Source organism: Pseudomonadota bacterium (assembly GCA_027624715.1).
Lineage (GTDB): Bacteria > Pseudomonadota > Gammaproteobacteria > Burkholderiales > Eutrophovitaceae > Eutrophovita.
In genome coordinates this window covers 106,663-113,286 of the sequence record JAQBTV010000006.1, presented here as the reverse complement: position 1 = coordinate 113,286, position 6,624 = coordinate 106,663, and the positions used below count along the sequence as shown (strand labels likewise).

Sequence of the window (6,624 nt, the reverse complement as noted above, 5' to 3'; positions counted from 1 at the left end):
AAACGCAAAGTGGCGACCTATCCCGCCGATGGATTGGGTATGCTGCAGCTCAAGTTATTTGAAGAGACCACAGAGGAGAAACTAATCGAGCCAACGTTTATTGTTGCCCATCCCACCGATGTCTCTCCCCTAGCAAGAAGTAACGACAAACAACCCGAAGTGGCTGACCGATTCGAGCTATTCATTGCAGGAAGAGAAATTGCCAATGGCTTCTCAGAACTCAATGATCCCGAGGATCAAGCAAATCGCTTTAAAAATCAGGTTGAGGCTAAAACACAAGGTGATGACGAAGCCATGTTTTATGACAGTGACTACATCCGTGCCCTTGAGTACGGCATGCCGCCTACTGCGGGAGAGGGTATCGGTATAGACCGTTTAATTATGCTTTTAACGGATAGCGCTACCATACGAGAAGTCATATTATTCCCACAAATGAGACCTGAGTAAGTATGTCTACACCACCTAAAATACTCTGGAAACCCACGGCATCGAGAATCAAAACATCACACATTACTGCATTTATTAAATATATAAATACCAATAATAATCAATTATTTACTATAAAATCATCAAGTGATTTATACAATTGGTCGATCGCCGTACCCACATCATTTTGGAGTTCGATGTGGGATTACTGTGATGTGATCGCCTCGAAAAAAGGAAATATTACTCTAAAGAACCCAAACAAAATGCCTGGAGCAGAATGGTTTCCAGACGCCCGTCTTAATTATGCCGAAAATCTATTGCGTCAACGAGACGCTCAAGAAGCGATAGTCTTCCGTGGAGAAAATAAAGTTACCAACCGCCTCACCTATAGTGAACTCTATGACGCAGTCTCAATAACTGCACAAGCGCTAGTCGAACAAGGCGTTTCGAAGGGTGATCGAGTTGCGGCTTTTTTACCGAATTTACCAGACACCATCATCTTCATGCTGGCAGCCTCGAGCCTGGGGGCCCTTTGGTCCTCCTGCTCCCCAGACTTTGGAACACAGGGAGCATTAGACCGGTTCGGTCAAATTAAACCCAAGGTTCTAATAGGGGTAGATGGGTACTATTACAACGGTAAACACATCGACACACTAAGCAAACTTAGCGAGATCGCCAAATCACTCACATCGCTAAAAAAAGTGATTGTCGTACCATATACAGATTCCAAACCAAAGATCTCAACAATCAAAAAATCGGTTCTCTTGAACGATTTCGTTCGTCCGTTCAGACCAAAACTAATTAAGTTTGAACAAGTACCCTTTAATTACCCGCTGTTCATCATGTTCTCGTCCGGCACTACCGGTGCACCAAAGTGCATTGTTCACGGGCATGGGGGAACGCTGTTGCAACACCTGAAAGAACATCGCTTACACACAGATTTAAAACCCAAAGACCGCTTCTTCTATATCACCACTTGTGGTTGGATGATGTGGAATTGGCTTGTCAGTGGACTAGCTTCTGGCGCGACTCTCTTATTATTTGATGGATCGCCTACGTACCCGTCTGGTGACACTCTATTTGATTTCGCAGAAACAGAGCGCATGACTATTTTTGGAACGTCGGCAAAATATATCGATGCCATTTGTAAAATGGGCATTGAACCATTGCGTACTCACAAGCTACCTCACCTTAGAACTATCACTTCAACCGGATCACCACTTTCACCAGAGGGTTTTGACTATGTGTACACAAAGATCAAAAAAGATGTCCTACTCTCGTCCATATCTGGAGGTACAGACATCGTGTCTTGCTTTGTACTCGGTGACCCCACACTACCGGTCTATCGTGGCGAGATACAGCGAAGAGGCTTTGGTTTGAACGTACAAGTGTTCAGTGATGCCGGGAAACCAGTCATCGGAGAGAAAGGGGAGCTCGTATGCACGGGTTCTTTTCCTTCTATGCCAGTTGGCTTTTGGAACGACAAAGGTGATAAGAAATATCTAAACGCCTATTTTTCACGCTTTAAGAATACTTGGTGCCATGGAGACTTCATTGAACTCACACCACGTGGCACATTAATTATCTATGGCCGCTCAGACGCCGTTCTAAACCCTGGCGGCGTCCGAATTGGGACAGCAGAAATATACCGACAAGTTGAAAAACTCGACTCTGTTGTTGAGAGTCTTGTTATTGGTCAAAAATGGAACGACGACACTCGTATCGTGCTCTTCGTTCGTCTTCGTGATGGATTACAACTTGACGAGCTTTTGCAAGCTAATATAAGGCAGGCTATTAGGGTGAACACAACGCCGCGTCATGTGCCCGAAAAAATACTACAAGTACCGGACATTCCTAGGACTAAAAGCGGAAAAATTGTAGAGTTAGCTGTTAGAAATATCGTTCATAATGAGTCCATTAAAAACATTGAAGCTCTTGCTAACCCGGAAGCCCTCGCACACTTCAAGGACAGAGAAGAACTGGCAACGTAAGTAACACTTAATCTTAAACCCTTATCTACTCCAAAAAAATCCGACACACATGACGTACCGGATCTTTCAACCTCTCAAACTCACTCGAAGATTGAAACTTTATTCATAGCTCAACGCGTGAATCTGGTATTTCCTTAAGATTTTTACCCTCACTGCAGATTGCTTCATACTATTTTTTATTACTGCTGAGGCGGCTTGCCGTCGTCAACCCAGAACTTCCACCATGGCTTGCCTGAATCAGCATCAGGTGCGCTGATATCAACAGCCGACAACTCTGCCTTATTACTCCAAAAATCCCACCATGCGCTGTCAGCGTCCTCTGCCTTTGCTGCCTGCAAACCAGGAAAGTTTAAAGCAATGATGGTATCAATCTTGATCTTGGCATCAAGCAATCCTGACTTCTCATAACTCGCTGCTAAAATTTGAAGGGCACGCGGAGTATCCGGCGCTTTTGGGTAAGTCTCAATGACAGACTGGGCACGATTAATAGATGCGACGTAAGCGCCTCGTTGATAATAATATTCGGCAACACCAGTCTCATGCTCGGCTAACGTATTGACCAAATAAGCCATTCTTAATCGAGCATCCTCAGCATAACGACTTTCAGGGAACCGTTTAACCAAATCTCGCAAGGTATCAAAAGCCTGACGAGCCGATCCCGGGTCTCTTTCCGCAAGGTTTTTTGATAAGAGCATTCCAAACAGCCCCTTATCATCATTAAAATAAACCGAGGCCTTTAAATACATCATGTAGTCACTATATTTGTGCTCTGGGTGCTCCCGTATAAACCGATCACAGGCTATTAGCGCCGATGTATTATCATCCATCTTCCAATACGCATACGCTATATCAATCTTTCCCTGCTCTGCGAATGGCCCATACGGATATCGCAAATCTAAACTTTTATACAATTGAACCGACTGCTCATAATATTTATCATTAAGCCGACCTTTTGCGTTTGTGTACAACTCCTCCGCAGACCAATTTGCCGTCGGATCCTCTTCGAGCCCGACGCAACCCAAAAAAATTATCTGGGAGAGTAGAATTGGAACCAGTAATAGAGTGCTTAAACGTATCTTCATTAATGCTGACTCTCATAAAATTAATATGAATCTAAAATGCCTTACAGACACGCCGCATCGATTGCTGCGTGTGGCGCGTCAATTATATGCCAGTTGACAAAATTCACAGAGACTACGAACTGCGCATTCCCGAGTCCTATATGGGGAAGCGACTCGATCAGGCCTTAGCCACCCTATTCCCACAGTTTTCAAGAAATCGCCTTCAACACTGGTTAAGCTCTGGAAATCTGCTCATAGACGGCGAGATTGTAAAAGCCAAGACAAAGGTTTTAGGTGGGGAATTGATTTTCATTATAGCAAGCGATAGTGTCGAAGACTCTGCATTTGAAGCAGAAGACGTTCCCATTGATATCGTTTATGAAGATAATGATTTAATTATCTTAAACAAAACACACAACATGGTGGTGCACCCTGGCAGCGGAAATTGGTCTGGAACATTGCTCAATGGCATTTTATTTCGTTACCCGTACAATAAAAATATTCCGAGGGCTGGCATTGTCCATCGGCTGGACAAAGACACAACAGGGCTCATGGTTGTTGCGAAATCTTTAGAGGCTCAAACAAGCTTGGTTCGACAGCTGCAATCAAAAACCGTAAGAAGAGAATATTTTGCGCTTGTTTCAGGACAGACTCCGAGTCAAGGCACAATTGATGAGCCCATTGGACGACATCCGCGTAATAGAAAAAAAATGTCCATAATTGCTGACGGTAAAGATGCCGTGACCCACTACACGACCATCGATAGCGGAAAAGGATGGTCAGCGTTATCTTGCTTAATCGAGACCGGAAGAACGCATCAAATACGTGTACACCTAACCTCTCTCGGTTACCCGTTAATCGGTGACCAGACGTATACGGGTAAGTCAAAAAAGTATGTCCTATTAACGAAAGAATTACCTTTTGAGCGCCAAGCACTTCATGCTAAAAGCTTGACCTTAACTCATCCTAATACGGATAAAATCATGAGCTGGGAAGTAAATATACCGTCAGATCTTCAAGCTCTGTTAGAAGCACTAAAAACTGCAGACAATGACCTCCCTTGATTTGATCCACCCCGAGTGGGTAGTCCACAAGCACGTCCACGCATTAATTACTACCCGTCAAGGTGGGGTCAGCATGGGACAATTTGGCACCTTAAACCTGAGTCAGGCCGTTGGTGATAACCAAGCACATGTGGAAAAAAATAGACAAATACTCGATAGCTACCTCCCATCGACCCCAAACTGGGTTACCCAGGTTCACGGTAACACTGTAGTTACAGCTGAGGCTTCAAATACCACAACCAAGGCAGACGCGCTATACACAAGACGCCAGCGGACTGTTTGCGGCATCATGACGGCAGACTGTTTGCCGGTGTTGATCACTAATCATTCAGGTAACGAGGTAGCAGTGGCTCATGCAGGCTGGAGAGGACTGGCAGAAGGACTTCTGCGACAAACCATCATCAGGTTTGCCTGCCACCCAAACGACCTAGTGGTGCATTTAGGGCCGGCTATCAGTCAAAAAAATTATGTAGTCAGACAAGACTTGCTTAAACAATTCATCGGTTTGGACAGTACATACCAGAAGTATTTTGTTCCGGACTCTCAAGGGGGCTACTTCGCCGACCTCTACGGCATCGCACGTCACCAACTCCTTCAATTGGGAGTGAGATCTATATTTGGTGGGAATCAATGTACATTTGCTCAAAAGGACATATTCTTCTCCAACCGACGAGAACAGCCCACCGGAAGAATAGGCACATTAATCTGGCTTGACGATTCAACAAAATAAAATGAATCTTCTGATCATATCGTTATAATTGCACCCGTTAAATTGAAGAACTAAAAATTAAGAACTAACCTATGTCTACTCTGGCTTGGATCATCGGAAGCGCACTTATAGGAGCCCTGCTCAGCGTTGGTGCTTCAGCTTGGTTTTCATATCGTGCCAATCCAAAAAATATACAAAAACTCGTGAGCTATGCGATAGGTACGCTGCTCGGAGCAACGTTCCTTGAGGTGATCCCACACGCATTAAAAACCAATCCGGACGCAAAACTTTTATCGGCTATTATTCTTGGTGGCATATTAGGTTTTTTTGTCCTAGAGAAATTTGTTCTTTGGAGACATTGCCACTTTGAGGCATGCGAAGAACACGATCACCACACCACACAAACAGACAATGGAAGGACTGGAACTCTAGTCATCGTTGGGGATACATTCCACAACTTTGTTGATGGTGTATTAATTGCCGCGGCCTACCTCACTGATATTCGCCTTGGTATTATTACAACAATTGCAATCACCGCGCATGAAATTCCCCAAGAGGTTGGTGACTTTTTAATTCTTCTAAACTCTGGATTCTCAAAAAGAAAAGCACTCTTTTGGAATCTACTATGCAGTGTCGCAACCTTAGTTGGTGGCCTAACTGCGTACTTCGCGTTCGAAGTCGTGAATGATCTAATCGCTCCGTTCTTAGGCCTGGCTGCGGCCAGCATGATTTATATCGCCGTAGCAGATCTGATACCCAGCCTACACAAAAGAACTGACCTTAAAGCAACGGCAGAGCAAATCATACTCATATTATTGGGCGTGGGGACAATCGTAGCAGCTGATCACATCGCCCATTTCTAGCGACAATAGGCGCGTTCAATATTGGCTCCACACTTAAAAATCTGTATGCGCTTCACACATGTTATCCTGGTAAACCGCTTACAAAAGTGCCCTACTTCTTAATACTAATCTGCAATTTATTCTCGTAAATTTCAGTCATGTAGCGTTGGTTATTGCGCTCACGTATCATCAGAATGAAACCTTCCAATAAGCAAAATTAAAAGATGGGAAGCGTCGACCAAACGCACACATATGCCCATATCGAAAAACCACAATCTATGGAATCTGTTACCCCACTTGGCATAAATGACTAAAACAACTACCGGGTATGCACATAAAATTAGGATAATAGGTTGGCAATGTGCAATTCAATCCTTTAACATCAGCGCTTAGGGAGTGCATTAAACATTAAATAAATCAACTTTTAAATAGGTTGGATGATTTTCTGGGTATCTGAAATATTAACCAATCCAGCAAGATAGACAAGATTTTGTATATAGTGTTGTATGACATATGATAATCACTACGAAC

The 6,624-nt window shown here is 43.9% G+C and carries 6 protein-coding genes; 5 read left to right on the top strand and 1 reads right to left on the bottom strand.

Going from position 1 to position 6,624, the window contains the following annotated elements; genetic code table 11:
- Both O3A65_05795 and O3A65_05790 read left to right on the top strand, forming a co-directional pair.
- Positions 1 to 447 (top strand): lysine--tRNA ligase (locus tag O3A65_05795; protein MDA1331982.1); only part of this gene is annotated, 447 nt, incomplete at its 5' end.
- A 2-nt stretch (positions 448 to 449) separates the two neighbouring features.
- Complete coding sequence (locus tag O3A65_05790) at positions 450 to 2,417, top strand: acetoacetate--CoA ligase (protein MDA1331981.1); 1,968 nt, start codon at positions 450 to 452, stop codon at positions 2,415 to 2,417.
- Positions 2,418 to 2,596: 179 nt separating this feature from the next.
- Here the strand turns inward: O3A65_05790 and O3A65_05785 are convergent, their stop codons facing one another.
- Positions 2,597 to 3,499, bottom strand: coding sequence for an outer membrane protein assembly factor BamD (locus tag O3A65_05785; protein ID MDA1331980.1), 903 nt, complete (start codon positions 3,497 to 3,499; stop codon positions 2,597 to 2,599).
- Between the two features lie 86 nt (positions 3,500 to 3,585).
- Between O3A65_05785 and rluD the strand changes: the two genes are divergently transcribed.
- From rluD to O3A65_05770, 3 genes are all read left to right on the top strand, one after another.
- Positions 3,586 to 4,542: a 23S rRNA pseudouridine(1911/1915/1917) synthase RluD gene (rluD, locus tag O3A65_05780; GenBank protein ID MDA1331979.1), complete on the top strand. Its 957-nt coding sequence runs from the start codon at positions 3,586 to 3,588 to the stop codon at positions 4,540 to 4,542.
- The gene (gene pgeF, locus O3A65_05775; protein MDA1331978.1) at positions 4,529 to 5,272 is read left to right on the top strand and encodes a peptidoglycan editing factor PgeF; all 744 of its coding nucleotides are present in this window, start codon (positions 4,529 to 4,531) and stop codon (positions 5,270 to 5,272) included. The genes rluD and pgeF overlap by 14 nt, the downstream gene beginning before the upstream one ends.
- 71 nt (positions 5,273 to 5,343) lie before the next feature.
- Complete coding sequence (locus O3A65_05770) at positions 5,344 to 6,114, top strand: ZIP family metal transporter (protein ID MDA1331977.1); 771 nt, start codon at positions 5,344 to 5,346, stop codon at positions 6,112 to 6,114.
- The last annotated feature ends 510 nt before the right edge of the window (positions 6,115 to 6,624 follow it).

Excerpts from the sequence above, each read along its gene's own strand:
- O3A65_05790 (MDA1331981.1), top strand. The coding sequence starts at position 450 with ATGTCTACACCACCTAAAATACTCTGGAAACCCACGGCATCGAGAATC.
- O3A65_05785 (MDA1331980.1), bottom strand. The coding sequence starts at position 3,499 with ATGAAGATACGTTTAAGCACTCTATTACTGGTTCCAATTCTACTCTCC.
- rluD (MDA1331979.1), top strand. The coding sequence starts at position 3,586 with ATGCCAGTTGACAAAATTCACAGAGACTACGAACTGCGCATTCCCGAG.
- pgeF (MDA1331978.1), top strand. The coding sequence starts at position 4,529 with ATGACCTCCCTTGATTTGATCCACCCCGAGTGGGTAGTCCACAAGCAC.
- O3A65_05770 (MDA1331977.1), top strand. The coding sequence starts at position 5,344 with ATGTCTACTCTGGCTTGGATCATCGGAAGCGCACTTATAGGAGCCCTG.